This window comes from Streptomyces sp. PH9007 (assembly GCF_059813725.1).
In genome coordinates, this window is sequence record NZ_CM187440.1 from 4465948 (window position 1) to 4490286 (window position 24339).

Here is a 24339-nt window from a genome sequence, read left to right on the forward strand (position 1 = left end):
GCGCGCGGGCGCCGGGCCCCGCACGGGCCGCTCCGCCCGCGTGAGCGTGCTCACAGCGGCAGTGATCACCGCGGCGCCCAGGAATGCGGCGCGCACCCGCCGTGTTGTGCCATGCGTACGGGCTGTACAGCACGCACGGCAGACGAGAGAGCGGAGACGTCCCCCATGGGATCCATCAGCTGCCCGACCCGACCGCGGCGGCCGGCCGCCGCCGAGGTGGACTGGGCGACGCTGGCACTGGCCTCCGACCGGTCCTCCCGACCGGCGGACGGGCCCATCCGTCGTCTATCCTCCGAAACGGACGGGCCCATGCCCGGGTTCGTCGCCTTTCGGAAGGAGGAGGTGGGTCAGGTCACCGGTACGGACGATTCGTCGCGGGACGAGGCCGCGCGGGAGACGGACGCCGAGCGCAACGCGCGCTTCGAGCGGGACGCCCTGGGCTTCCTCGACCAGATGTACTCGGCCGCGCTGCGCATGACGCGCAACCCCGCCGATGCCGAGGACCTGGTGCAGGAGACCTACGCGAAGGCGTACGGCTCGTTCCACCAGTTCCGTGAGGGCACCAACCTCAAGGCGTGGATGTACCGCATCCTCACCAACACCTTCATCAACTCGTACCGCAAGAAGCAGCGGGAACCGCAGCGCAGCGCCGCCGAGGACATCGAGGACTGGCAGCTGGCGCGGGCGGAGTCGCACATGTCGACCGGGCTGCGCTCGGCCGAGTCGCAGGCGCTGGATCACCTGCCCGACTCCGATGTGAAGCAGGCACTCCAGGCGATCCCGGAGGAATTCCGCATCGCCGTCTATCTCGCGGATGTCGAGGGCTTTGCCTACAAGGAGATCGCCGACATCATGGGTACCCCCATCGGCACGGTGATGTCCCGGCTGCACCGCGGCCGTCGGCAGCTGCGCGACATGCTCAGTGATTACGCCCGTGAGCGTGGCCTCGTCCCGGCCGGCACGGGCGGGGCACAGGAAGGCTCAGGCTCATGAGTGGCGACCCGTCGCGCCCCACGGACTGTTCGGAGGTCCTGGGCCATCTGTACGAGTATCTCGACAAGGAGATGCCCGACGTCGACTCCGCGAAGTTCCAGGAGCACATCGAGGAGTGCCGGCCGTGCCTGGCCGAGTACGGCCTCGAGGAGTCGGTGAAGAAGCTCGTCAAGCGCTGCTGCGGCCAGGACGAGGTACCCGCCGACCTGCGGGCCAAGGTGCTGGACCGGATCGATCTGATCAGGGGCACGGGCACGGGCGCCGCGGGTTCGGTCGCGGGTACGGCGCAGCCGGGTGGGGCCGCCGCACCGCCGGCGACGACCGCGGACTGACGCGCTCGCGCCGTGCGGCCCGCGCGGCGCAGGCACCCCGGGAACCCCGGGGGCGCGTCCCTCGCGCCCTCCGCCCTACTTTCACTTCCTTCACCCCCCTTTCACTCGATCGGGTGAGTATGGCGGCGTTCTGCCAGGACTGACCCGCAAACTCCCCCCGCGTCCTCCGGCGCGCGCTCTATCCTCCCCGGGACACCCAGGGGAGGAGGACCACCATGCGGGAATTCGGGGAGGCCGTCGCGGCCCTGCCGTGGACCCAGTTCCTTCCGCTCGCCCTGCTCGGCGCCCTGTGCGCCTACCTGCCCCGCTGCCGCTTCCTGGGCCACCGCGTACCACGGGAGACCGGCGCCTACGGGGCACTGCTGTTCACCGGCGTGTTCCTGCTGCCCCCCGGCCTGGCCGCGCTCGCCCCACTGCCCGGCGCCCTGCTCGGCCACCGCCCCGCCGAGGGCAGGACCCGGCACGCCATCCGCCTCATGGTCACCGCCGCGGCCGCCGCGTACTGCTTCCGGCTGCTCACCGAGGGGCTGCTCGGCGACGCGCTGCCCGCCACCGGCGCCGACCCCGGGCACGCCCAGCCCGCCGCCGCGCCGCTGACCATCACGCTGCTGCCCGCCCTCATCGCCGTGCTCACCTGCGCCGCCGCCGACCGGGCGCTGGGCGGCAGCCGCAGCGCCGCCGCCGTCCTGCTCGGGCACCTGCCCTACGGTCTGCTCGGACTGCTCGCCGCCACCCTGTGGCACGCCGTCCCCGGGCCGGGTCTGCTCGGCGCGCTCCCCGTCCTGGCCCCCGGCTACATCTGCTGCTGGATCATGGCCCGCTCCCGGCAGCTGGACGCCGCGCACCGCGCCACCGTCGCCGCGCTCGTCCAGGCCGTCGACCTCAAGGACCGCTACACCCGCGGCCACAGCGAACGCGTCGGCCACGCCGCCGCCCTCATCGCCCGCGAACTCGGCGTGGACACGGAGCGTGTCCACGCCCTGCGCACCGCGGGCGCCCTCCACGACATCGGCAAACTCGCCGTGCCCACCCGCACCCTGCGCAAGGAGGGCCCGCTCAGCGACGAGGAGTGGCGCCAGATCCGCCGGCACCCCGAGTACGGGTACCAGATCGTGCGCGGCATCCGCGTCCTGGGCGAAGCCGTGGACGCCGCCCTCCACCACCACGAGAGCTACGACGGCAGCGGCTACCCGGCCGGGCTCGCGGGCCCGCGGATCCCCGAGGCCGCCCGGATCGTGGCGGTCGCCGACGCCTTCGACGCCATGACCTCCACCCGCAGCTACCGGCGCGCCCGCCCGGTGCCCGAGGCCCTCGCCGAACTGCGCCGCTGCGCCGGCACCCAGTTCGACCCGCGGATGGTGGCGGCCCTGGGCACCGCCCTGGAACGGTACGGCTGGCCGTACACCGAGCCCCCGGCGCCCGAGGCGACGAGCCGGACCATCCCCGCCGGCCGCTCCGGCACCGACCGGCAGGTACCCGACGAGCAGCCGGGCGCGCGCACATGAACTGGTCCGCGTTACGGCTGCTGCGCGCCGACCCGCCCGCCGCCACCGCCCTGGCCGCAGCCGTGGCGGGCGGCGTCATCGCGCTGGCCCTGGGCACCGCGTACCTGCACTGGTGGGCGCTCCCGTTCTGCTGCGGGCCGCTGCTGCTGACCACCCTCGTCTTCCGCCGCTACGCCGTGGTCCGCGCCACCTACCGCCAGACGGTCACCGCGCTGGCCCTCGCCACCGAGGTCGCCGGCTACACCCCGCCCGGCCACGCCCAGCGCGTCGCCGCGCTCGCCCGCGCCACCGGCCGCGCGCTGCGGCTGCCCGGCCGGGAACTCACCGCACTGGAGTACGCCGCCCTGCTCCATGACATCGGACAGCTCTCCCTCTTCGAACCGCTGCCCGACGGCGCCACCACCGCCCTGCCGGCCGCCCGGCGCCGCGCCATCGCGGCGCTGGGGGCGGGCGTGGCCCGCGAGGCCGGGGCGGGCGAGACCATCGCGCACACCCTGGAGCTGCAGGCCGAGCCGTACCGGGACCAGCCGATGGCGGCCCGCATCGTGCGCACGGCCAACGCGTACGCCGACCTGAGCCCCCCGGACCGCCCCGGCCCGGGGCAGGCCCTGAGCGCGCTGGAACGCGATACGGGCACGGAGTACGACCCCGAGGTCGTGCGGGCCCTCCAACAGATCGTCTCGCGCGGGACGGTCGGCTGACCCATGCTGTGAGCAGGCCTTGGCCCGTACATGGTTGGATGCGGCCTAGGGCGGACAGGAGAACGACGACGTGCACACCACGAAGCGGGAATCGGGCAGGACATCGTGAGGATCTTCGGCAGGGTCCGGCAGCGGCCGTCCACCGACTGGCGGCTGGCCACCAACCGGGCTTTCACCCTCATCGACGACGGCCGTTACGAGGACGCCGGCGCGCTCCTCACCCGCGCCGCCGACCTGGAGCCATGGCTGTCCGAGTCCTGGTTCAACCTGGCGCTGCTGCACAAGTTCCGGCACGACTGGGAGCAGGCGCGCTCCGCCGGGCTGCGGGCCGTCGCGCTGCTGGAGCGGGACACCGGGGCCCCGGACTGGTGGAACGTCGGCATCGCCGCCACCGCCCTCCAGGACTGGCCACTGGCCCGCCGGGCGTGGCAGGCGTACGGGCTCGCCGTCCCCGGCGCGGGCACCGTCGCCGACGAACCGCTGGGCATGGACCTGGGCGGGGCGGCCGTACGGCTGTCCCCCGAGGGCGAGGCCGAGGTGGTGTGGGGCCGGCGGCTGGACCCGGCGCGCATCGAGGTGCAGAACATCCCGCTGCCGTCCTCCGGGCGGCGCTGGGGCGAGGTCGTGCTGCACGACGGCGTCCCGCACGGGGAGCGCAGCACCGGTGACGCCGTGTTCCCGGTCTTCGACGAGATCGAGCTGTGGGCGCCCTCGGCGATTCCCACCTGGGTGGTGCTGATCGAGGCCGCCTCGGCGCGGGACCGGGACGCCCTGGAGCGGCTGGCGGCGGACGCCGGGTACGCCGCGGAGGACTGGTCCTCCTCGGTGCGGCTGCTGTGCCGGGCCTGCTCCGAGTCCCGGATGCCCACCGAGGACGGTGACGGAGCGGTGCGGCACGACCCGCACGACCACAGCGTGCCGGGCAGCCCCGGGCCGCTGGGGCACGTGGCCCCGGACGGGCTGTGGACTCCGGAGCGCGAGTGCGGCCTGGCGGCGCCCGAGCCGCTGGTGCGCGGGCTGCTGGACGGCTGGGTCGCGGACAGCCCGGACACCCGGGAATGGCGGGACCTGGAAGAGGTCTGCTGAGGCTGTCCGGATCGGACCGTAAGCTGTAAGACATGACGCAAGAGATCGATCAGCGTGTGGATGAGTTCATCGATGACACGCAGGACTGCGAGGAGCGGGAGCAGGCGTACCGGGCGCGCGGCACCGCCCGCCCCATCACGGTCGTCGGGAACCCCGTACTGCACTCCGAGTGCCGGAACGTCACCGAGTTCGACGACGGTCTCGCGGCGCTGATCGACGACATGTTCGCCAGCCAGCGGGCTGCGGAGGGTGTCGGTCTCGCGGCGAACCAGATCGGTGTCGATCTGAAGGTGTTCGTGTACGACTGCCACGACGACGAGGGCGTGCGGCACGTCGGGGTGGTGTGCAACCCCGTCCTGGAGGAGCTGCCGGCCGAGTCGCGGGTGCTCGACGACAACAACGAGGGCTGCCTGTCGGTCCCGACCGCCTACGCGGAGCTGGCCCGCCCCGACTACGCGGTGGTCACCGGCCAGAACGCGGCGGGCGAGCCGATCCGCGTCCAGGGCACCGGCTACTTCGCGCGCTGCCTCCAGCACGAGACGGACCACCTGTACGGCCGCCTGTACATCGACCGCCTCTCCAAGCGGGAGCGGAAGAAGGCCCTGAAGATGATGGAGGAGGGGACCCCCCGCTACGAGACGGTCCCCAACGCCTGACCTCCCACCACCGAGCGCACCCCCTGAGGGGCGGACCGACTCCCGGTCCGCCCCTTAGGCGTAGTCGCACTGCTGGTACTCCTTGACGCCTTCGACGTAGCTGCGGGCGAAGGCTTCGATGGCGTCCTTGCGCTCCTCGTCGTCGTCGATGGGGGTGTCGAAGAAGTCGATGGAGATCTTCGCGTAGGCATAGAGATTTTCGTCGTCTGCTGCACACTGAAAGGAGATGCCAGCCCCCCTTTCCCACAGGAGCGCCTCTCCTTCGATATCAACCGTTTCCAGCAGTGTGCCCCAGTCGCTGAAGGCCGGCCCAGGTGGCGGAGAGAGCGTTTCCAGCATGTATGTGCTGAACTCTGCGGTCCTTTTTGAGTCGATATGAATGGAACAGAGAAGGCGACCTTCCATGGAATCGTCGACAGTCATGGAAAATTCGCCTCCAGGGGGAAATATTCCCTTCGAGAGCGAGGGATCCACGCGTATTCCGCAGATCTTCTCCTGGATTGAGTATTCTTGGCGTTCTTCTCCGCTTGAGCAGCCGGAGGCGAACAGTGATAGAGACAGGCAGAAGGCGGCGGCTGCCCCCGGTGATGTGCGTCGGATGTGGTCCATCTACTTGGTGTCCCTCCCCAACAGTGCCGATTCGCCGATTTTGTTGGCGCGCCCGGTTTCGGATCGGTAGTCGGTTTCCCCGTCTGCCCATGTCGAATTGACCTCGTACCAGGCTTCGGCCAGTGCGGCTAGTTGATTGGCCCGGGAGCGCGTGACGATATACTCCTCCTCGGAATACTTTCCTTCGATCCTTGCCAGCTCGTCGTCCAGCCACGCCTGTGTATAAACATCAACTCCCCGCTGCACCATGTCACCGAGTTCCGGAATAAAGTTGAAGGCTGCACCCAGGGCGTGATATTTCCAACGCGCGTTCCACGCGGCATCCGATTCCTCTTGCGCCATCTCCCCGTACAGTGCGTCGTTGCGTGCTTGCTCCAGGAAGCCGACGGTCTGTCCTGCCCGGGCCAGCGTGTCCTCAGGCTCCAGCACGTGTCCCGTTGTGCTTTCCGTTGCCTGTAGGGAGTCGACGAGCAGATAATTCATCCCCTCGTTGAGCGCGCCGTACGCTTGGGGGTCACGCGAGATCTGAGTGGCCACATTCGACAGATCCCTGTGGTCCAAAGGTTTCTCCGGCAGCTGACTTCCAGCCGTGTCGATGACGGCGTCCCCATGGTTGACCAGCATCTTGGCCATGGGGTCGCGGAACTCCGGCGGGAAGTCGTCGCCGAGGGCGGAGCCCAGTGCGAGTACGCGGTCGCGGGCCGCGTCGTGGTCGGCGGTGTGTTCGACGTACAGGGCGGCCGGATCATGCGGGTTGATACCGGTGGCGGCGGCGAACAGGGCCTGACCGGTCTCCTCGTGGACAGCGCCCCCGTCGGTCCTCGGAGTCTCGCGCACCGTGACGATGTACTCCGCGTAGTCCTGGGGGTCCTCAGTCAGGACAAAAGCGGTCGCCGCGTCCGGATTGTTGCCCAGGGCGCGCATGAAGCCTGTGAACGGGTCGGCGCGGTACTCATCACCGATGACCCGGCGATACTCTTCGACGGGTGCCGCATTGGCCCAGAACTGCGCCGTGTCAAAGGCCATTTCCTGCTCGGCATTCACCAGGCGGGCACCGTAGTCGACCAGCCAGTCCTTGTCGTAGTTTCCGTGCATCATGAGATCACTCATGATCTGGAACCCATAAGGATTCATGGCGGCGCCGGTACCGATCCGCTCGGACCCCAGCGCGATCATGTCGTTCCGCCACGCGTCCATCCCGTCGCGATGACTTTCCGACGCGGTGCCGAACGTCACGCCCAGGTTCTCCCGGAGCTGGAGCACCGACTCCCGGTAGGCGTCACTGACCTCGCCGGATTCGGGCCCGTCCAGCACGTCCGCCCAGAACTCCAGCGTTCCCTCCGCGCCGAGACCCGTCGCGAGGTAGGTGGCGAAGTGCTCATTGTGGCTCTGGGCCGCCGCCAGTTCGTTGAGACGGTCAATGCCTTCCTGGGTGTTGTACGCCTCCGACTCGATGAGGTCCAGATACTCCTGGGCATCCGCGATGCCCTGGGCCCGTTCACCGTCGAACAGGTTCTCCGCGGTGACGGGGGCGAAGTGGTCCCGCTCTTCGCCGATGTTCTCGCGCAGCGCGCGAGCGGTGGTCTCGTCCTGCGTGGCCGCTTCGGCCAGCACGGCCTGGATCCGGGCGGCGAAGTGGTCGATGTCAGCCTGGCGGGACGAGGTTCCGGGGCCGAGCAACGGGCCGGACTGCTCCAGACCCAGGTCGCTGTACGGACCGTCCGGCTGCTCGATGACCGTGCCGTTGGCCTGGACGTACAGACCCTGCTGTCTCGCCTCTTGCGCGATTTCCTGGAGAGACCGCTGGTGAGCCGCCTGGACGGCGCGGAACTCCGTGAGAATCGTGAAGACGGCCTGGGCCTGCTGATAGGCGTACTCGAACTCGGAGCCGGCGCGGATGATGAACTCCCGGCTGACGGTGGCGTTCTCGCCCCTCCACTGCGATGCCTCGATCTTGGACAACAGCCCCTGGGCCGCCTCGGCGGCCAGCGCGTCCAGGTCCCCCTTCGTCTGCCGCCAGTCCTCGATCGCCGCGTCCAGCGAGCGGAAGTCGACGTTGTTCAACTGCTCATACCCGGGCATCGGCACCGCCTTCGCCGCCCCATACGCCGGCGATCTCCGTGGGCTGGACATCGGCGAGAGCAACGATCGACGGAGTGCCCGGATATTGGAGGTCCTGGGTGGCCGACCGGAGCTGGGTCGAGATGTCTTCCTCAAGGGTGGCATGTGCCGTACTGGTGCCGGTGAGGTGATCTCCGACGCGTACACAGTCGTTGTGCAGATTCATCGATTGCCGGAAGAAACGCGCCATGGTGTGGTGCAGCGCGGAGCCGGTGGCGAATCCGTCGTTGCTGAGCGCCGCGGCGGCGGAGTAGGTGGTGCCGGAGGCTTGTGGGCCCGCCGTCAGAATGCGGGACAGCGCGTGAGCGTCCTCACCCATGGCCCGCAACTCCTCAGGATCGACCACCAGATCCGCCTGTGGCTGATCCCAGTCCTGCAAGGTCTCACCGTCCGGCACCACCGTGCTGTTCAGCCGGGTCGACGCGGAGTCTGCTGGTATGGACATGACCCCCCCGATGATTGACGTTCGGATACCCACGGTAGCAACCTGTTGAGTTGCCGCTGCGGGCGGTAAGTATCCTGTCCCGGTATGCACTTGGCCGGGGCGGGGAAGGGGGGCCGTTGATGACGCAGGACCTGTGGTCGATGTCGCATGCGGAATTGGTGGCGCTGCTGAACAGCGCCAATCCGGACGTGCTGATTCAGCGGGGCGATGTCCTGGAGGAAGTGGCTCGGGCTGTAGCCCACGTCGGCACGGCGGTAGCACGCGAGATGCGCCAGCTGGAGTGGGAGGGCCAGACAGCGAACATGCTGCGAGAGTGGGTGGCTCGATTCGAGCAGGAGTCCGAGGATCTCAAGACCTACGCCGATCGCGTCGGGACGTCCATCAAGCAGGCGGGTGCGGCTCTACGGGAAGCCAAGTCATCTATGCCACCGGTCCCGGACACCATCTTGACGACGAGCCGCGAGATCGCTGACCAGGAGTCCTTCCGGATGGGGAACGCTCCGACGTTCATGGAGGCGGAGGAACTGCGCTCGGAGGCGGCCGGTGTGATCAGTCGTCTCGGCTCGGTGTACGCGTGGGAGGCCACGGTCATGCAGACCGCGCCGGAACCAACGTTCACGCCACTGGAATGGGGCGGGGGACCGGGGATCTGGGATCCATCCCGTTCTGTGTCCGGGGGAACACCGGGAGAGGTACAGGAGCCCTTTCCAGTGGGGGGCCGGGTCGACCCACGGCAGGACCGCCCCGGCTACACAGCTCCGAGTGCCATCGACCCCAGCGCGGTAGCCGGAGTGGAGTCGGTGCCCGGCACAAGTGAGAAGGCCGGTGTGGGGACGTCGTTGGATTCGGTGGGGGTGGTGCCGAATGGTGGGGCGCCTCCGGTGGCTCCGTCGGGGTCTCCTCCGCCGGTGATGACGGAGCGTCCGGTGGGTGGTGGTCCTCCGCAGCAACTGGTGGTGGGTCCGGTGCCGGGGTGGCCGTCACCGGTCCAGCCCGGTCAGGGGCCCGGTCGTGGTGGTGGGGGTCAGGTGCCGCTTGTGCGCGGCCCGGCTCTGCGTCCGGGTGAGGCGCTGCCCGTGCGGCCCTCTGGTCCGCCGTCCGGTCCGGGTTCACAGCAACCGCTGGGGCGGCCTGCCGGGCCGGGGATGCCGGGAGGCCAGCAGCCTCCCCTGGGGCGCCCTCCCATGAGTGGCGGCGGTCCCGGTTCTGGTTCCGGTGGGGGTAACCCCTGGGCGCGTGCCAACAACTACGGTCTGCTCGGGGGTAAGCCGGTGCCGAACGCGAAACCGACCGTGGCATCGAGGATCCCGCCGGGTGGGGTGATCCAGCCCGGCATGAACGCCGCCAACTCCCGCCTCACTCCCTCCAAGAACGATCAACCCAACAACACCCCTCGCGGCACCTACGGCAAAGCGACGGTCGACGGACGGCCGGCCACCGGTCGTGGGGAGCGCGGACGGTCGCTGCCCAAACCCACCGGTGTCATCGGACTTCCGGGCCGAGGCAAGAGCAGCAAGAAGAAGAAAAAGAAGAACGAGAGCAAGGACGACAGGCAGCAGCCATGACCCCCACCCGCCGGGCCCTCGCCACCACCCTTGCCCTCACCGCAGCCTTGGCCACCGCACCCACCACCGCACAAGCAGCCGACACCCCCCAACACCCCTGGTACTTCGACACCCTCCGCGTCGAACAAATGTGGGAACATGCCACCGGCGAAGGCATCACCGTCGCTGTTCTCGATAGCGGCGTCGACAGCTCTCTCCCCGAACTGGAGGGTCAAGTCCTTGAGGGCACGGACCTCACCGAGTCGCCTGAGGGAGCGCATAGCGACGCCGATGGCCACGGCACCCACATGGCCTCATTGATTGCGGGCACTGGTGGAGGGCAGGGAGTTCGAGGACTGGCTCCCGGTGTCCAAATCTTGCCCGTTCGAATCTATGACGAGAGTCCGGATCTTGATCAGGCGGAGAGGTGGGCCGCGAGCATTGAATACGCGGTCGACCAGGGCGCTCAGATCATCAATATGTCCGTGAGCGGTACCGATAGCGGTGTTGTGCAGGAGGTCATGGCGGAAGCATTGGCGGTTGCGGCAAGAAGCGACGTTCTGATTTTCGCAGGAACAGGCAATGATGGGGACGGGAGCAATCCCGCCAATTACCCGGCATCGCATCCAGGCGTGATCGGGGTTGCCGCCGTCGACGCTGGAGGCGAGCGCGCCGCCTATTCGACGTATGGTCCGCAGGTCTCCCTGGCAGCTCCCGGAAAGGACGTGCCTGGTCCTTGCGACGGTCGCTCGGGTCCCGCTTGCATTTGGGAGTCGGGCGGCACCAGTTCCGCCACCGCTCTCGCCTCCGCCTCCGCCGCGCTCATCTGGTCGCAGCACCCCGACTGGACCAAGAACCAGGTCCTGCGCGTCATGCTCAACACCGCAGAACGCCCCGATGACCAGCGACGCGATGACTACACCGGGTACGGCATCGTCCGGCCCGACCGCGTCATCGTGGATGGGGAAGGCGACCCAGGGGACCCTGACAGCCCGCCCATCTTCCGCGACTGGGAAGCCGCCCTCGATCCCGCTGCCACCCCCGTCCCCGAACCGGAGGCCGAGACGGCCCCCGAAACCGACGCTGACGCCGCCCCCGGGCCCGAGGCGGAAGCCGCCGCCACCAGCGACGACACCAGCCCGCTGCCCTGGATCCTCGGTGGCACCGCCGTCGTCCTGGTCGCCTCCGTGACCGGGTGGGCGGTGGTCCGGCGGCGGTCAGCGTCCGCGGGGGCGTAAGGAGTCGGTCCTGGTGGCCGTGACGAAGGATTGCCAGGACGCCGCCGACAGGAGCAATGTGGCGCAGGTGCGCGCCTTCGTGTCGCGTACGGCCTGGAGGCCGGTCGGCAGGGGGGCGTGTTCCAGGCAGTTGTTGCCCGTGCTGCTGTAGCTGCTGATGTGCCATCGCACGCTCATCATGGGTCTGCTCCTCTCGGATGATGGGATGAGTCCTCATCCGAGAGGAGCAGCCGGAGCGAGCACAAACCGTCTTCTGATGCAGCGATCAATTAACGCCAGACGGCCTCTTGTATACGAAAGCGCCGGTGCGGCGCTCTCGTGTCCGTGTCAGAAGTCGTCGTCGAACGACACGTTCCCCTCGACCGCCACCTGGTAGGCGGAGGCCCGGCGCTCGAAGAAGTTGGTCAGTTCCTGGACGTCCTGGAGCTCCATGAACGAGAACGGGTTCTCCGAGCCGAACACCGGCTTGATCCCCAGCCGCAGCAGCCGCTGGTCGGCGACGCACTCCAGGTACTGGCGCATCGACTCGGTGTTCATGCCCGGCAGGCCGTCGCCGCAAAGGTCACGCGCGAACTGGAGTTCCGCCTCGACGGCCTCCTTCAGCATGTCGGTGACCTGGCGCTCCAGCTCCTCGTCGAAGAGCTCGGGCTCCTCCCGGCGCACCGTGTCGACGACCTCGAACGCGAAGTTCATGTGCATGGTCTCGTCGCGGAACACCCAGTTGGTGCCCGTCGCCAGGCCGTGCAGCAGACCGCGCGAGCGGAACCAGTACACGTAGGCGAACGCCCCGTAGAAGAACAGCCCCTCGATGCAGGCCGCGAAGCAGATCAGGTTCAGCAGGAAGCGCCGCCGGTCGGCCTGGGTCTCCAGCCGGTCGATGTTCTCCACCGAGTCCATCCAGCGGAAGCAGAACTGCGCCTTCTCCCGGATGGACGGGATGTTCTCGACCGCCGCGAAGGCTTCGGCCCGGTCGTCCGGGTCGGGCAGGTACGTGTCCAGCAGCGTCAGATAGAACTGGACATGCACCGCCTCCTCGAACAGCTGCCGTGACAGGTACAGCCGCGCCTCGGGGGAGTTGATGTGCTTGTAGAGCGTGAGCACCAGGTTGTTGGCCACGATCGAGTCGCCCGTGGCGAAGAACGCCACCAGCCGGCCGATCATGTGCTGCTCGCCCGGCGACAGCTTCGCCAGGTCCGCGACGTCCGAGTGGAGGTCGACCTCTTCCACGGTCCAGGTGTTCTTGATGGCGTCCCGGTACCGCTCGTAGAAGTCCGGGTAGCGCATGGGCCGCAGGGTCAGTTCGAAGCCCGGGTCGAGCAGGTTCTTCGTCTTCTGTGCCTCGGTGGTCATTACTGGCATGCCTCGCAGGACTCGGGGTTCTCCAGGGAGCAGGCGACGGCGTCGGCTTCGGTGACGGCGGCCGGCTGCTGCTGCACGGGGATGGTGGGGGCGGGCGCGGTGGCCGCGGCGGAGCCGCCGCGCGCCGACGCCGCGATCCGGGTGGCCGGGCGGGACCGCAGGTAGTACGTGGTCTTCAGGCCGCTCTTCCACGCGTACGCGTACATCGAGCTGAGCTTGCCGATGGTCGGCGAGGCCATGAACAGGTTCAGGGACTGCGCCTGGTCGATGAAGGGGGTACGGGCGGCCGCCATGTCGATCAGCGCCCGCTGCGGCAGCTCCCACGCCGTGCGGTACAGGTCGCGCACCTCGGCCGGCAGCGACTCGATGCCGTCGATGGAGCCGTTCGCCTCGCGCAGCGCGCCCCGGGTCGCCTCGTTCCACAGGCCCAGCCGCTTCAGGTCCTCGACCAGGTAGGTGTTGACCTGGAGGAACTCGCCGCTGAGCGTCTCGCGCTTGAACAGGTTCGACACCTGCGGCTCGATGCACTCGTACACGCCGGCGATCGAGGCGATGGTGGCGGTCGGCGCGATGGCCAGCAGCAGCGAGTTGCGCATGCCGGTACCAGCGATGCGGGTACGCAGCGCCTCCCACCGCTCCGGCCAGGTCACCTGGGCGTCGGCGTAGTGGTCGGGGTGCAGGACGCCGCGCGCGGTCCGGGTCTTCTCCCAGTTCTCGAACGGGCCGTGCCGCTCCGCCAGATCGGCGGAGGTCTCGTACGCGGCCAGCATGATCCGCTCGGAGATCCGGGTGGACAGCGCCTTCGCCTCGGGGGAGTCGAAGGGCAGCCGCAGCCGGAAGAAGACGTCCTGGAGGCCCATCAGGCCCAGGCCGACCGGCCGCCAGCGGCTGTTGGAGGCGGCGGCCTCCTTCGTCGGGTAGAAGTTGATGTCCACCACGCGGTCCAGGAAGGTCACGGCCGTGCGCACGGTGGCGTCGATCCGCTCCCAGTCCATGTCACCGTCGGCGCCCAGGTGCGCGGCCAGGTTGATGGAGCCGAGGTTGCACACGGCGGTCTCGCCGTCGTCCGTGACCTCGATGATCTCGGTGCACAGGTTCGAGGAGTGCACGATCGAGCCGGCCTCGGCCGTCTGGTTGGCGGTACGGTTCGCGGCGTCCTTGAACGTCATCCAGCCGTTGCCGGTCTGCGCCAGGGTCCGCATCATCCGCGCGTACAGCTGCCGGGCGGGCACCCGCTTGGCGGCGCGGCCCTCGGCCTCCGCCTTGCGGTAGGCGGCGTCGAACGCGTCGCCCCACAGGTCCACCAGCTCGGGCACCTCGGACGGCGAGAACAGCGACCACTCGGCGTCCGCCTCCACCCGGCGCATGAACTCGTCGGGGATCCAGTGCGCCAGGTTCAGGTTGTGGGTGCGGCGGGCCTCTTCACCGGTGTTGTCCCGCAGCTCCAGGAACTCCTCCAGGTCGGCGTGCCAGCTCTCCAGGTACACGCAGGCCGCGCCCTTGCGCCGGCCGCCCTGGTTGACGGCGGCGACCGAGGAGTCCAGGGTGCGCAGGAACGGCACGATGCCGTTCGACTTGCCGTTGGTGCCGCGGATCAGCGAGCCCCTGGCCCGGATGCGGGAGTAGGACAGGCCGATGCCGCCGGCGTGCTTGGAGAGCCGCGCGACCTGGTGGTAGCGCTCGTAGATGGAGTCCAGCTCGTCCAGCGGCGAGTCCAGCAGGTAGCAGGAGGACATCTGCGGGTGCCGGGTGCCGGAGTTGAACAGGGTGGGGGAGGACGGCAGGTAGGCGAGCGAGCTGGTCAGCCCGTACAGCCGTGCCACCTCCTCCAGGGCGCGCTCGGAGCGGTCCTCGGCGAGGCCGCAGGCCACCCGGAGCAGGAAGTGCTGCGGGGTCTCGATCACCTTGCGGGTGTGCGGGTGGCGCAGCAGGTAGCGGGACTCGACGGTGCGCAGCCCGAAGTAGCCGAACCGGTCATCCGCGCCGTCCGCGATCGCCTGCTCCACCAGGGCGTTCAGCCGTTCCGCGTGGAGTTCGACGAACTCGGCGGTGGTGTCGGCGATCAGGCCCTCGCGCTGCCCGGTGGCGATCGAGTCGGAGAAGGTGACCGCGCCCTGCCCGGCGGCTTCCTCGCGCACGGCGAGGGTGAGCAATCGGGCGGCGAGCCGCGAGTACTCGGGCTCCTCGCCGATGAGGCCGGCGGCGGCCTCGATGGCGAGCGAGCGGAGTTCGGCCGCGTCGGAGTCGGCCGCCCGGCCGCGGATCACGGCCGCCGTGACCCGCGAGGGGTCGGTGGCGGGCAGATCGGCGGTGAGGTCGCTCACGGTGCGCAGCAGTTCGGCTGAGGCCGGCTCCGCTGGGGCGACGGGTGCGATGGTCACGCGATGCTCTCCCTCATATCGCAGGGACACCTACAGGGGCTACGCACGACGGGCGCATGCGGGCATACGTGTAGCAAGGCAAAGGCTCACGTGACGTATACCGCGCAGCGTCCGCCGGCCCAGCCCACGAGGCCCGGACGTTCTCGATACTGACGGCAGGTGTTCGGACTCGTGACGGACCATCTGGAATCAGCCCATCACATACCGTTGCGGGACAGTTCCGGAATCACGCCGGATTCCCCTGCGACGACAGCGAGCACGAGCATACATCTTGTGCCGAGGGAAGCGAGCACCCCCATATGTAGTGTTCGTCGTCATACTTACGGTCACAGCTCACATGCGAACACGTGAAGTGTGACCCCCGGGAACGGGTCCCAGTCGCGCTCCGGGGCCCGAACGAAGCCGAGCCGCCCGTAGAGTCTGTGCGCTGTGTGCATCTGCGACGAACTGGAGATGACGACACGCCGTTTCCCGGCTCGGCGCGCCCGGCTCAGACACTCCCGCACCAGGGCCTCGCCGACCCCCCGGCCGCGCGCCTCGCCCCGTACGACCAGCATCCGGAACTCGGCCTCCTCGGGGGCGGCGGCGACGTCCACGTACGGCCCGCCGTCCAGGACGAGGGTGACGGAGCCCAGCAGCGTGCCGTCGGCGTCCGCCGCCACCAGGATCCGGGTGTGCGCCGCCCGGTGTGTGGTGTCGCGCAGCACTTTGAGGTAGGGGTCGTCGGCTCCGTAGGTGAGCAGGCCCTCGCCGAGGTAGGTGGTGGCGGTCAGCTCGCCGATCTCGGTCAGTTCAGCGGGCTCGGCGGCTCTGATCAGGGTGTCCATGGCGTCAGTATGTGACGCCTGTTCGACGCCCCGCACGGCGATATCGGCCGGGGCCCGCGGGCGGGCGGGGTGCGGGTCAGCAGCAGCCGGCGCCCGCGCCCGGCTCGGATGCCCTGGCGTCCATCCGCATCCGTTCGAACTCGCGCCGGCTCAGCACCTGTACCGTCGGGTCCTGGGCCCGGGCGCGGGCCGTATAGCGGTCGTACGCGCTCTCGCCGGTGACCTCGCGCACGTACCAGCGCAGCCAGCCGCCGACCCGGCGCGCGGTACGGGCCACCGTGGTGGTCCGTACCGCGCCGGTCGTGCCGTCCGTGGCGGTCATTCCCTGGCCCCTTCGGGGGTGCGCTCGCCGCCCGCCTCGCCGTCCCCGGCGGCCGGGATGCCGCCCTCGGGCCCGAGTCCGGCGGCCACCAGTTCGGCCTTCTCCTCCTTGGTGGCGATCAGCCCGGCGGGGGCGATCAGCCGGGACTCCACGAACGGGGCCTCCTGGAGGGAGACCGAGCCCGGGTCGCGCAGCGCCTTGACGATCATGCGGGCGGCGTCGGCGAAGACGACCAGGACGAGGACCGCCAGCAGCCCGGTGATGGCGGCGGTGATGGTGGCGTTGGTCACGATGGTCTGCATGTCGGACATGTCCTTGGCGCCCGGCAGCAGTTCTCCGTTCGCGATCCCGTCCTGGTACTGCGAGCGGCGGGCGAGGAAGCCCACCGCCGGGTCGCCGGAGAACACCTTCTGCCAGCTCGCGGTCAGCGTCACGATCGAGATCCACACCAGCGGCACCCCGGTCACCCACGCGTAGCGGGAGCGGCCGCCCTTGACGAGCAATACCGTGCAGATGGCCAGGGCGATGGCGGCCAGCAGCTGGTTGGCGATGCCGAAGACCGGGAAGAGCGTGTTGATGCCGCCCAGTGGATCGTGCACGCCGATCCACAGCAGCCCGCCCCACAGGCCGACCACCAGCGCGCCGGTGATCCAGATCCCGGGCCACCAGTGGGTGGAACGGAATTTCGCCAGCCGCGGGTGCACGCCGCCGATGGCGTCCTGAAGAATGAAGCGGCCCACGCGGGTTCCGGCGTCGATCGCGGTGAGGATGAACAGCGCCTCGAACATGATCGCGAAGTGATACCAGAAGGACATCATCGCTTCGCCGCCGAGGATGTCGGCGAGAATCGCGGCGAGGCCGAGCGCCAGCGTCGGTGCCCCTCCGGTCCGGGAGAGCAGTGAGCCCTCCTCCACCGATTCGGCCGCCGCCGTCAATTGGTCCGGGGTGACGGTGAATCCCCACGATGTGATGATCTCGGACGCCGACTGGACGGTGTCCCCGATGACCGCGGGCGGCGCGTTCATCGCGAAATAGATACCCGGATCCAGCACGCAGGCCGCGGTGATCGCCATGACCGCGACGGAGGATTCCATCAGCATCGCGCCGTAGCCGATGCTGCGTACCTGGGTCTCCTTCTGAATCATCTTCGGAGTGGTTCCCGAGGAGATCAGCGCGTGGAAACCGGAGAGGGCACCGCAGGCGATGGTGATGAAGACGAAGGGGAACAGCGAGCCCGCGAACACCGGGCCCTCACCGTTGGAGGCGAAGTCCGTGATCGCGTCCATCTTCAGGCCGGGCAGCGTGATGATGATCGCCGCAGCCAGCAGCCCGATGGTGCCGATCTTCATAAAGGTCGACAGATAGTCCCGCGGCACCAGCAGCAGCCACACCGGGACGACGGAGGCGGCGAATCCGTACACCGCCAGCCAGATCACCAGGGTGCCCGGCTCCAGGGTGAAGGTCTCGCCCAGCGAGGAATTCGCCACCCAGCGGCCGGCCACGATGACGAACATCAGCAGCGAGACGCCGATGACGGTGACCTCGGCGACCTTTCCGGGCCGCAGATGGCGCAGGTAGAAACCCATGAACAGCGCGATCGGAATGGTCATCCCGACCGAGAAGGTGCCCCAGGCGGACTCGGCGAGCGCGTTCAGCACCACCAGGGCCAGTACCGCGAGCAGAATGATCATGATCGTGAAGATCGCGATCACCGCCGCGACGCCGCCCACCGGGCCGATCTCCTCGCGCGCGATCTGGCCCAGCGACTTGCCGTCGCGCCGGGTGGAGGCGAACAGCACCACCATGTCCTGCACCGCGCCGGCGAAGATCACCCCGACCACGATCCAGATGGTGCCCGGCAGATAGCCCATCTGGGCGGCCAGCACCGGGCCCACCAGCGGGCCGGCGCCCGAGATGCCCGCGAAGTGATGGCCCAGCAGCACCCGGCGGTCGGTGGGGTGGTAGTCGAGCCCGTCGTTGTGCCGCTCCGCCGGAGTGGCCCGCCGCTTGTCGACACCCAGCGCCCGGTGCGCGATGAAACGCGAGTAGAACCGGTAGCCGATGGCGTACGAGCCGAGCGCCGCCGCCACCATCCAGGCCGCCGACACCTCCTCGCCGCGCGAGAGCGCCAGCATGGCCCAGCCGCAGGCGGCCACCACGGACACCAGGGTCCAGATGACGACCGTACGGGGTCGTGCCTGCCGTAGTTGTCGCACCACCGTCGTGCCTCCCTGCGCCGCCGTGCCGGCCGTCATCGCCCGACAGAGGGCGAATCTAGGGCAGCGGCGGCCGGATGACCATGGGGCGGTACGGGATTGCGGAGCGTCTTCACCGACTCATCGCGTCGTGATCATGAACTCATGACGCGGACGGCGCCGGGGGAGGAGTGGGGGAGGTCGGGGCGGGCCGCTCCAGATTGGCCACGAACTTGTAGCGGTCGCCCCGGTAGACCGAGCGCACCCACTCCACCGGCTCGCCGTCCGTGGCGAAGGAGTGCCGCGACAGCATCAGCATCGGCAGCCCCACATCGGTGCCCAGCAGCCCCGCCTCGCGCGGATTGGCCAGCGAGGTCTCGATGGTCTCCTCGGCGCGCGCCAGGTGCACCCCGTACACCTCGGCCAGCGCCGTGTACAGCGAGGTGAAGCGCACCAGGGAGCGGCGCAGCGCGGGGAACCGCTCCTGGGACAGGTGGGTGGTCTCCAGCGCCATCGGCTCGCCGCTGGCCAGCCGCAGCCGCTCGATGCGCAGCACCCGGCCGCCCTCGGGCAGGCCGAGCAGCCGGGACAGCCGTTCGTCGGCGGTGACGTAGCCGATGTCGAGCAGCTGGGAGGTGGGTTCCAGACCCTGGGCGCGCATGTCCTCGGTGTAGGAGGTGAGTTGCAGCGCCTGGGAGACCTTGGGCTTGGCCACGAAGGTGCCCTTGCCCTGGATCCGCTCCAGCCGTCCCTCGACGACCAGTTCCTGCAGGGCCTGGCGCACGGTGGTGCGGGAGGTGTCGAACTCGATCGCGAGGGATCGCTCCGGCGGCACCGGGGTGCCCGGCGGCAGGGTTTCGGTCATCCGCAGCAGATGCCGCTTGAGCCGGTAGTACTTGGGGACCCGCGCGGTACGGTTCCGGTCGGTGCCCTCGGTTCCGGCGGCCGGTGCCGTGCTTCCTTCGCCCGCCATGGCCCGTCCTTCCCCGTAGTGGTGCGGTGGTGTCACCGGCTCCTCCGTTTTTCGCAGCTGACATCGTGGCACGGCCCGAACAGACGCGGTGTCGGCGGACAGGTGTCGGTCCGATAACGGACGGACGAGGCCCGCTTGTGGACCCTTGACACCTCTCCTTGGTCTAGTCCAGGCTCCGTGCAACTGGTCTACACCTCTTGTTCCTTCACTACTAACCACCGCTCCCGGCACGGGTGTCAAGGGGCGGATGCCCCGAGGAGGGTCACGTGAAGCGCACGCTGATGGCCGCCGTTTCGGTGACGGCGATGACCGCCGCGCTGGCCGCCTGCGGAACCGGCGACGACGGCAGCGGTTCGAGCGGCGGGGGCGGCTCGTCCGACTCCCTGACCGTTTGGCTGATGGACGGATCCGCGCCCGATTCGTGGGTGACCGAGCTCAATCAGGCGTTCGAGGCCGAGCACGGCGTCAAGGTCAATGTTCAGATCCAGCAGTGGGACGGCATCCAGGAACGCCTCACCACCGCCCTCTCCGAGGAGGGCACGGTGGACGTGATGGAGATCGGCAACACCCAGACGGTGGGCTACGCCAACACCGGCGGCCTGGCCGAGCTGGACGCTTTCGCCGACCAGCCGTGGAACCAGAACATGCTGGCCGCCGCCGAGGTCGACGACACCCTGTACGCCGTGCCCTGGTACGGCGCCAACCGGGTGGTCATCTACGACAAGAAGATCTGGGAGGAGGCCGGCGCCGAGGTCCCCACCACCCGGGACGAGTGGGTCACCGCCCTGGAGACGATCCGGGACAACACCGACGCCGAGCCGATCTACCTGCCTGGCCAGAGCTACTACGTGCTGGGCGGCTTCATCGCGGACGAGGGCGGGAGCTTCGCCGTCGAGGACGGTGACGCCTGGAAGGGCTCGCTGAACACCCCCGAGGGCCAGGCCGGCATGGACTTCTATGCCGAACTCCAGTCCTTCTCCGACTCGCCCAAGGACAACGACGAGGCCTCGCCCCAGCAGTCCATCGACATCGTGCCGGGCGGCAACGTGGCCTCGTGGATCGGTCTGGGCTGGGAGGCGAACGGCGCCATCACCGCCATCGAGGAAGCCGGAGACGAGGCCGACTTCGGCTACTTCCCGGTCCCCGGCAAGACCGCCGACCAGCTCGGCCACGTCTTCCTCGGCGGCTCGAACCTCTCGATCAACCAGCGCGCCGGCAACCCGGAGCTGGCCGAGGAGTGGCTGACGCTGGCGACCTCCCAGGAGTGGGCCCAGAAGTTCGTCGACGCCCAGAACGGCGGCGTGGTGCCCAACCGGACCGATGTGACCGCCAGCCCGGAGGCCGGTTCCTTCGCCGAGGCCATGGTCGCCTCCGCCGATGTCGGTTTTCTTCCGCCGCTGACCACCGGATGGGCCAACGTGGAGACCGTCCCCAATCCGATCAAGGAATTGATGACCAAGTCGCTCAACGGTGACGACTACGCCTCCTCCGCCGAGGCGGCCGACGCGGAGATCACCACCCGCATCAACCGCGAGTAGTCAGCCCGGCGGCGGCCCTCCCAGCGAAGGATGAGGAAAGACACACCATGTTGACCGTGGACACCGAGGAACCCGGTCCCGGCTCGGCGGTGAAGACCGCCGGCCGGACCGGCCGGCGGTTCGCGCCGCCCGGCGGCTGGCTCCCGTATCTGCTGATCACGCCCGCCGTGCTGGCGATCGCGGGCATCCTCGGTTACGCCCTGGTGCGCAACCTCCTCATCTCCTTCCAGGAGTTCGGCCGCCGCCAGCTGATCTCCCACACCACCGAGTGGTCGGGCCTGGAGAACTACCGCCGGGTCCTGGAGGACGAACGCTTCTGGGCCTCCCTGGTGCGCACCTTCGTCTTCATGGCGGCCAACGTGGTGCTCATCATGGCCATCGGCACGCTCATCGGGATGCTGCTGTACCGGCTCGGCAAGCCCATGCGGCTGGTGCTGTCCATCGCTCTGGTGGCGGCCTGGGCGATGCCGGTGATCGCCAGCACCACCGTCTTCCGCTGGCTGTTCGACACCCAGTTCGGGGTGGCCAACTGGGCGATGCGCAGTCTGGGCTTCTCCGGCTACGAGCAGCACAACTGGTTCGGCAGCGGCTTCTCCACGCTGGCCATCGTCACGCTGCTGATCGTGTGGGCCTCGGTGCCCTTCGTGGCGCTCAACCTGTACGCCGGACTGACCACCATCAGCGGTGAGATCTACGAGGCGGCCCGCATGGACGGCGCCTCGGGCCCCCGGATCTTCTGGTCCATCACGGCCCCCATCATGCGGCCGTTCTTCCTCATCACCACCTTCCTGGAGATCATCTGGGTCTTCAAGGCGTTCACCCAGATCTACGCGCTGAACGCCGGCGGCCCCAGCCGGGAGTCCGAGACCCTGCCGGTCATGGCATACATCGAGGGCATGGGCCAGAACCAGTACGGCACGGCGGCGGCCATCTCCGTGCTCACGCTGATCATCCTGCTGGTCGCCCTGTCCTTCTACTTCCGCCTGATCCTCAAGCAGGAGAAGGAGCCGCAGTCATGACCGCCACCGACAAGGCAGTCGCGCAGGCCCCGGCAGCCGGGCGCCCCCCGGTACGGGCCAACGCCTCCGCCCGCGCGCGCCGCGCCAAGCGGCTGAGCCGGGCCGGGCTCAACGCGGTGGCCCTCATGCTCACCGTGGTGTTCCTCTTCCCGGTGTACTGGATGTTCTCCACCTCCTTCAAGAGCAACTCCCAGGTGCTCGTGAAGGACCCGGTCTTCTTCTTCACCCCGACCTTCGAGCACTACACCACCGCCACCGGCGTGGACCTGTTCTGGACCTATGTGCGCAACAGCCTGGTGGTGACGCTCGCCGCCGTGTTCCTGGCCCTGCTCGTGGCGCTGGCGGCCAGCTACGCGATCGCCCGGCTGAACTTCCGCGGCCGGCGCGGCATGGTCCTCGTGGTGATGATGGCCCAGATGGCCCCCTGGGAAATCCTCATCATCGTGATGTACCTGAACGCCCGGGACGCCCAGGCGCTCAACAGCCTGGTCACCCTGACCGTCATCTACTTCGTGATGGCGCTGCCCTTCACCATCTGGACGCTGCGCGGCTTCATCGCCGCCGTGCCCAAGGAACTGGAGGAAGCGGCCCTGATCGACGGCTGCAGCCGCACCCAGGCGTTCCTGCGGATCATCTTCCCGCTGCTGGCCCCCGGACTGATGGCCACCTCGCTCTTCGGATTCATCATGGCGTGGAACGAATACGCCATGGTCCTGGTGCTCAACAAGGCCCCCGACATGGCCACCCTGCCGCTGTGGCTCACCCAGTTCCAGACCAACTTCGGCAACGACTGGGGCGCCACCATGGCCGCCTCCTCCCTGTTCACCGTCCCCGTGCTGATTGTCTTTGTCATCCTCCAGCGAAGGGTCACCGGCGGTCTGTCCGCGGGTGCCGTGAAGGGATAGCACCCGCGATGACCACCGCCCACCACGCCACCGACACCCTCACCCGGGACGCCCTGGCCGTCCTCCAGCCCACCTTCGCCGGGACCACCCGGGCGCCGGACTGGCTGCTGCGGCAGCTGGAGAACGGCATGACCGGGGTCGGGATCTTCGGCCGCAACGTGCAGAGCACCGAACAGCTGGCCGCTCTCACCGGACAACTGCGCGCCGCCAACCCCGAGGTGCTGGTCGCCACGGACGAGGAGGCCGGCGACGTCACCCGCCTGGAGCTGATCGGCGGCTCCTCCTTCCCCGGCAACCTCGCCCTGGGCGCCGCCGATGACCTCGACCTCACCCGCGCGGTCGCCACCGCCATCGGCCACCGGCTCACCGAGTGCGGCATCTCCGTCAACTGGGCACCGTCGGCCGACATCAACACCGACCCCGGCAACCCGGTGATCGGGGTCCGCTCCTTCGGCCAGGACCCGGCCCTGGTCGCCCGGCACACCGTCGCCTTCGTCGAAGGGCTCCAGAGCACCGGCGTCGCCGCCTGCGTCAAGCACTTCCCCGGGCACGGCAACACCAGCGTCGACTCCCACCTGGCCATGCCGCGGATCGACATCGACCTCGACACCCTCCACTCCCGCGAACTGGTGCCCTTCAAGGCGGCCATCGCCGCCGGCACCCGCTGCGTGATGAGCGCGCACATCCTGCTGCCCGCCCTGGACCCGGACCGCCCCGGCACCCTCAGCCCCAGCGTGCTCGCCGGACTGCTGCGCGCCCCCGAGACGGAGGGCGGCCTCGGCTTCGACGGCGTCATCTACTCCGACGCCATCGAGATGAAGGCCATCGAAGCCGTGCACGGCCTGGCCCGCGGCTGTGCCCTCGCCGTCGCCGCCGGGGCCGATGCCATCTGTGTGGGCGGCACCCCCTCCGACGAGGCCGAGGTGCTGCGGCTGCGCGACGCGATCATCCAGGCGGTACGGGACGGGGAACTGTCCGAGGAACGGCTCCACGACGCCGCCGAACGCGTCCGCGCCCTGGGCCGCTGGACCGCCCGGGCCCGTGCCGAGGCCGCCGCCGAGCCCGCCGAACGCTCCGGCCCGGCCCAGGACATCGGCCTGGCCGCGGCCCGCCGCGCCCTGCGGCTGACCCGTCCCGAGGACAGCCCCGCAACCGCCCCGCCGACTCTGGCCCCCTACGTGGCCTCCTTCCATCCGGTCGCCAACATCGCCGTGGGCCATCACACCCCCTGGGGCGTGGCCACCGAACTGGAACGGCTGCTGCCCGGCACCCGCTCCGCCGACCACACCGCCGACCAGGCCAGGGCCGCCGGGCCCGCCGCCCTGGCCGCCGGCATCCTGGAGGAAGCCGGGGAGCACCCGGTGGTCGCCGTGGTCCGCGACGCCCACCGGCACCCGTGGATGGCCGACACCCTGACCGCACTGCTCGCCGCCCGGCCCGACACCACGGTGGTGGAGATGGGCGTGCCCGAGTCCCCGCCGGCCGGGGCCCTGTACATCGCCACCCACGGTGCCGCCCGCGTCTGCGGCCGGGCCGCAGCCGAGGTCATCGCCGGGGCACCGGTGGGGGAGGACCGCGACCAGTGACCAG

At 69.4% G+C, this 24339-nt stretch carries 22 protein-coding genes and 1 riboswitch; of the genes, 12 read left to right on the forward strand and 10 right to left on the reverse strand.

Annotation, left to right across the window (positions count from 1 at the left end; translation table 11 throughout):
• Window positions 1-342: 342 nt before the first annotated feature.
• From ACTFAP_RS20695 to def, 6 genes are all read left to right on the forward strand, one after another.
• Complete coding sequence (locus ACTFAP_RS20695) at window positions 343-993, forward strand: sigma-70 family RNA polymerase sigma factor (protein WP_030733316.1); 651 nt, start codon at window positions 343-345, stop codon at window positions 991-993.
• Entirely contained in the window at window positions 990-1325 is a 336-nt protein-coding gene (gene rsrA / locus ACTFAP_RS20700; protein ID WP_500467078.1) for a mycothiol system anti-sigma-R factor, read from the forward strand. The genes ACTFAP_RS20695 and rsrA overlap by 4 nt, the downstream gene beginning before the upstream one ends.
• A gap of 215 nt (window positions 1326-1540) precedes the next feature.
• Complete coding sequence (locus ACTFAP_RS20705; RefSeq protein ID WP_500467079.1) at window positions 1541-2830, forward strand: HD-GYP domain-containing protein; 1290 nt, start codon at window positions 1541-1543, stop codon at window positions 2828-2830.
• Window positions 2827-3531, forward strand: coding sequence for an HD-GYP domain-containing protein (locus tag ACTFAP_RS20710; RefSeq protein ID WP_495681857.1), 705 nt, complete (start codon window positions 2827-2829; stop codon window positions 3529-3531). Before ACTFAP_RS20705 ends, ACTFAP_RS20710 begins: the two co-directional genes overlap by 4 nt.
• A gap of 105 nt (window positions 3532-3636) precedes the next feature.
• Window positions 3637-4617: a tetratricopeptide repeat protein gene (locus tag ACTFAP_RS20715; protein ID WP_030733325.1), complete on the forward strand. Its 981-nt coding sequence runs from the start codon at window positions 3637-3639 to the stop codon at window positions 4615-4617.
• A 32-nt stretch (window positions 4618-4649) separates the two neighbouring features.
• Window positions 4650-5273: a peptide deformylase gene (def, locus tag ACTFAP_RS20720; protein WP_030733328.1), complete on the forward strand. Its 624-nt coding sequence runs from the start codon at window positions 4650-4652 to the stop codon at window positions 5271-5273.
• Window positions 5274-5327: 54 nt separating this feature from the next.
• Here the strand turns inward: def and ACTFAP_RS20725 are convergent, their stop codons facing one another.
• From ACTFAP_RS20725 to ACTFAP_RS20735, 3 genes are all read right to left on the reverse strand, one after another.
• A complete protein-coding gene (locus tag ACTFAP_RS20725; protein WP_500467080.1) occupies window positions 5328-5696 on the reverse strand; it encodes a hypothetical protein in 369 nt (122 codons plus the stop codon).
• Window positions 5697-5882: 186 nt separating this feature from the next.
• Window positions 5883-7964, reverse strand: a complete 2082-nt coding sequence (locus ACTFAP_RS20730; protein ID WP_500467081.1) for a hypothetical protein — start codon at window positions 7962-7964, stop codon at window positions 5883-5885.
• The gene (locus tag ACTFAP_RS20735) at window positions 7951-8448 is read right to left on the reverse strand and encodes a hypothetical protein (RefSeq protein ID WP_500467082.1); all 498 of its coding nucleotides are present in this window, start codon (window positions 8446-8448) and stop codon (window positions 7951-7953) included. The genes ACTFAP_RS20730 and ACTFAP_RS20735 overlap by 14 nt, the downstream gene beginning before the upstream one ends.
• Before the next feature lie 119 nt (window positions 8449-8567).
• Here ACTFAP_RS20735 and ACTFAP_RS20740 point away from each other — a divergent pair, with 119 nt between their 5' ends.
• Both ACTFAP_RS20740 and ACTFAP_RS20745 read left to right on the forward strand, forming a co-directional pair.
• Window positions 8568-10013: a coiled-coil domain-containing protein gene (locus ACTFAP_RS20740; RefSeq protein WP_500467083.1), complete on the forward strand. Its 1446-nt coding sequence runs from the start codon at window positions 8568-8570 to the stop codon at window positions 10011-10013.
• Entirely contained in the window at window positions 10010-11230 is a 1221-nt protein-coding gene (locus tag ACTFAP_RS20745) for a S8 family serine peptidase (RefSeq protein ID WP_500467084.1), read from the forward strand. The genes ACTFAP_RS20740 and ACTFAP_RS20745 overlap by 4 nt, the downstream gene beginning before the upstream one ends.
• On the opposite strand, the gene ACTFAP_RS20750 is transcribed toward ACTFAP_RS20745, so the two are convergent.
• From ACTFAP_RS20750 to ACTFAP_RS20780, 7 genes are all read right to left on the reverse strand, one after another.
• Entirely contained in the window at window positions 11210-11410 is a 201-nt protein-coding gene (locus ACTFAP_RS20750) for a DUF397 domain-containing protein (RefSeq protein WP_500467085.1), read from the reverse strand. The two genes, ACTFAP_RS20745 and ACTFAP_RS20750, sit on opposite strands and share 21 nt — an antisense overlap.
• 147 nt (window positions 11411-11557) lie before the next feature.
• Entirely contained in the window at window positions 11558-12580 is a 1023-nt protein-coding gene (locus ACTFAP_RS20755; RefSeq protein ID WP_500467086.1) for a ribonucleotide-diphosphate reductase subunit beta, read from the reverse strand.
• Complete coding sequence (locus ACTFAP_RS20760; protein ID WP_500467087.1) at window positions 12580-14970, reverse strand: ribonucleoside-diphosphate reductase subunit alpha; 2391 nt, start codon at window positions 14968-14970, stop codon at window positions 12580-12582. Before ACTFAP_RS20760 ends, ACTFAP_RS20755 begins: the two co-directional genes overlap by 1 nt.
• A gap of 137 nt (window positions 14971-15107) precedes the next feature.
• Window positions 15108-15266: riboswitch (cobalamin riboswitch) on the reverse strand.
• Between the two features lie 30 nt (window positions 15267-15296).
• The gene (locus tag ACTFAP_RS20765) at window positions 15297-15797 is read right to left on the reverse strand and encodes a GNAT family N-acetyltransferase (RefSeq protein WP_500467088.1); all 501 of its coding nucleotides are present in this window, start codon (window positions 15795-15797) and stop codon (window positions 15297-15299) included.
• Window positions 15798-15873: 76 nt separating this feature from the next.
• A complete protein-coding gene (locus ACTFAP_RS20770) occupies window positions 15874-16119 on the reverse strand; it encodes a YbdD/YjiX family protein (RefSeq protein WP_436978826.1) in 246 nt (81 codons plus the stop codon).
• The gene (locus tag ACTFAP_RS20775; RefSeq protein WP_500467089.1) at window positions 16116-18374 is read right to left on the reverse strand and encodes a carbon starvation CstA family protein; all 2259 of its coding nucleotides are present in this window, start codon (window positions 18372-18374) and stop codon (window positions 16116-16118) included. The genes ACTFAP_RS20770 and ACTFAP_RS20775 overlap by 4 nt, the downstream gene beginning before the upstream one ends.
• A 103-nt stretch (window positions 18375-18477) precedes the next feature.
• Window positions 18478-19287, reverse strand: coding sequence for a GntR family transcriptional regulator (locus tag ACTFAP_RS20780; RefSeq protein WP_390121519.1), 810 nt, complete (start codon window positions 19285-19287; stop codon window positions 18478-18480).
• 266 nt (window positions 19288-19553) lie between these two features.
• Between ACTFAP_RS20780 and ACTFAP_RS20785 the strand changes: the two genes are divergently transcribed.
• The 4 genes from ACTFAP_RS20785 (at window position 19554) to ACTFAP_RS20800 (ending at window position 24335) form a co-directional block, all read left to right on the forward strand.
• Window positions 19554-20825 carry an extracellular solute-binding protein gene (locus tag ACTFAP_RS20785; protein WP_500467090.1) on the forward strand — a complete coding sequence of 424 codons (1272 nt, stop codon included), beginning with the start codon at window positions 19554-19556 and terminating at the stop codon, window positions 20823-20825.
• Between the two features lie 47 nt (window positions 20826-20872).
• The gene (locus ACTFAP_RS20790) at window positions 20873-21844 is read left to right on the forward strand and encodes a carbohydrate ABC transporter permease (RefSeq protein ID WP_030733361.1); all 972 of its coding nucleotides are present in this window, start codon (window positions 20873-20875) and stop codon (window positions 21842-21844) included.
• Window positions 21845-21969: 125 nt separating this feature from the next.
• Window positions 21970-22749 (forward strand): carbohydrate ABC transporter permease, encoded by a 780-nt coding sequence (locus ACTFAP_RS20795; RefSeq protein WP_046725796.1) that lies wholly within the window; start codon window positions 21970-21972, stop codon window positions 22747-22749.
• Window positions 22750-22757: 8 nt separating this feature from the next.
• On the forward strand, window positions 22758-24335 hold the full coding sequence (locus ACTFAP_RS20800; protein WP_500467091.1) for a glycoside hydrolase family 3 protein: 1578 nt from the start codon (window positions 22758-22760) through the stop codon (window positions 24333-24335).
• Window positions 24336-24339 lie beyond the last annotated feature (4 nt).

Bases quoted from the DNA above. Each gene is read 5' to 3' on its own strand.
- ACTFAP_RS20795 (WP_046725796.1), top strand. From the start codon at position 21,970: ATGCTCACCGTGGTGTTCCTCTTCCCGGTGTACTGGATGTTCTCCACC.
- rsrA (WP_500467078.1), top strand. From the start codon at position 990: ATGAGTGGCGACCCGTCGCGCCCCACGGACTGTTCGGAGGTCCTGGGC.
- ACTFAP_RS20770 (WP_436978826.1), bottom strand. From the start codon at position 16,119: ATGACCGCCACGGACGGCACGACCGGCGCGGTACGGACCACCACGGTG.
- ACTFAP_RS20725 (WP_500467080.1), bottom strand. From the start codon at position 5,696: ATGACTGTCGACGATTCCATGGAAGGTCGCCTTCTCTGTTCCATTCAT.
- ACTFAP_RS20790 (WP_030733361.1), top strand. From the start codon at position 20,873: ATGTTGACCGTGGACACCGAGGAACCCGGTCCCGGCTCGGCGGTGAAG.
- ACTFAP_RS20740 (WP_500467083.1), top strand. From the start codon at position 8,568: ATGACGCAGGACCTGTGGTCGATGTCGCATGCGGAATTGGTGGCGCTG.
- ACTFAP_RS20705 (WP_500467079.1), top strand. From the start codon at position 1,541: ATGCGGGAATTCGGGGAGGCCGTCGCGGCCCTGCCGTGGACCCAGTTC.
- ACTFAP_RS20745 (WP_500467084.1), top strand. From the start codon at position 10,010: ATGACCCCCACCCGCCGGGCCCTCGCCACCACCCTTGCCCTCACCGCA.
- ACTFAP_RS20775 (WP_500467089.1), bottom strand. From the start codon at position 18,374: ATGACGGCCGGCACGGCGGCGCAGGGAGGCACGACGGTGGTGCGACAA.
- ACTFAP_RS20780 (WP_390121519.1), bottom strand. From the start codon at position 19,287: ATGGCGGGCGAAGGAAGCACGGCACCGGCCGCCGGAACCGAGGGCACC.
- ACTFAP_RS20800 (WP_500467091.1), top strand. From the start codon at position 22,758: ATGACCACCGCCCACCACGCCACCGACACCCTCACCCGGGACGCCCTG.
- ACTFAP_RS20735 (WP_500467082.1), bottom strand. From the start codon at position 8,448: ATGTCCATACCAGCAGACTCCGCGTCGACCCGGCTGAACAGCACGGTG.
- ACTFAP_RS20710 (WP_495681857.1), top strand. From the start codon at position 2,827: ATGAACTGGTCCGCGTTACGGCTGCTGCGCGCCGACCCGCCCGCCGCC.
- def (WP_030733328.1), top strand. From the start codon at position 4,650: ATGACGCAAGAGATCGATCAGCGTGTGGATGAGTTCATCGATGACACG.
- ACTFAP_RS20730 (WP_500467081.1), bottom strand. From the start codon at position 7,964: ATGCCCGGGTATGAGCAGTTGAACAACGTCGACTTCCGCTCGCTGGAC.
- ACTFAP_RS20765 (WP_500467088.1), bottom strand. From the start codon at position 15,797: ATGGACACCCTGATCAGAGCCGCCGAGCCCGCTGAACTGACCGAGATC.
- ACTFAP_RS20755 (WP_500467086.1), bottom strand. From the start codon at position 12,580: ATGACCACCGAGGCACAGAAGACGAAGAACCTGCTCGACCCGGGCTTC.
- ACTFAP_RS20750 (WP_500467085.1), bottom strand. From the start codon at position 11,410: ATGATGAGCGTGCGATGGCACATCAGCAGCTACAGCAGCACGGGCAAC.